This is a genomic window from Bartonella sp. AP57NXGY (assembly GCF_042195805.1).
Taxonomy (GTDB): Bacteria; Pseudomonadota; Alphaproteobacteria; order Rhizobiales; family Rhizobiaceae; genus Bartonella.
Window position 1 is genome coordinate 1 of the sequence record NZ_JBHIOZ010000299.1, and the last position, 1297, is coordinate 1297.

General features: G+C 31.2%; 1 pseudogene. It reads right to left on the minus strand.

What is annotated here, in order from left to right:
• Positions 1–1151: 1151 nt before the first annotated feature.
• Positions 1152–1297, minus strand: a pseudogene (locus tag ACFIL8_RS10450) (transcriptional regulator); the annotation flags it as partial.

Here is a 1297-nt window from a genome sequence, read left to right on the forward strand (position 1 = left end):
GCAAAAACAGGAGAAACACTCGATAAGAGTGTGGCCATTACCGTACTAAGAGAGACAACTTTAATTAAATTTGGTGTGGAATATTTTTTTTTCATAAGAATCTCCTCCTACAGAGTTCAACATCATCACAACGCGCGAAAACACACATGGCAAAACCCTTAGTTTGCGCACTTCAAAAACCAATAAATCAAGACAAAACTCCCCCCCTACGATACCGATACTTATCCGGCATCGACCTAAAATCTCTGCAACAACATCGAATCTAGAAAAGTCCCCAACCCTTTTAGCTAGAGGGATTCAAGCTAAAAAATAAATAAAAACACAAAACTTTGAAAATATACTGTTATCTCCATTCAAAAATACTGCGATTTATCTCTTAACAAAAATAGTTTCACTAAAGAGCAATTCTACTTTTCAAATAAAGCGCATCAGAAGAATGGCAAGAGTGTAAAAATTATTTTTTATAAATTTGTAAAAATACTTCTCAATAAATTAACTGTTCTTATAAGCACAAATTTATGATTTTTTTAACTTATCGCACAATGTAATAGATAATGATTATCATCATAATCTCACTTTTTGTTGCGAGGTAAACTGTTTCAATATACTATACATCTCTTTGAAAGAAATCTGTCTTAAATATAATGATGCACGCTCTGTAAAAAGTTTTAACGTACTCATCTTATCATCTTCATAAAAAGACAAAAGCGCGCCTATAAATAGTCTTTCGTTCTTCTCTCTTATATATCTGTTACCCTTCTATAGGAACAAAACATCGTCATTGTATTTTCACTGTTGTATAAATTTTTTAATATCACAAACCGAAAAGAAGCTGTTTTCTAAACTCTTTCCTCTCACAGAACCCACTGTATTTTCACTGTTGTCCGTATCTTTTCTTCAACCAACAAATATTTCAGGAATGGCACTATATTAGCTTCTTTTTGTAGAAATTTTGTTTGTATCACTACTCGTCATTCTTTTTATCTGTATTAGAGCAATGTATTGATTTATAATGATAATTTATTATTATTCAGGTTGAATAAAAGACTCAAAAATTGTGAGATTTTCACATTCCAAACTTGGTTATATAGCAGAAGATCAAAAAAGTTTTATTTTTTTAAAAGGCTGTTCGTTCATATCTTATGAAATTTCTAGAGGTGTTTTTCAGTTTCGATTTTACGTCTTAAATGTAATTTTAAAAGCGGCAAAGTGGCTTCGATTTCTTCTATATCATTGAGGTTTTGAATAAGCTCTTGCAATCTTCCATAAAGCTCTGCTGCTAATTCCGCAACATCTT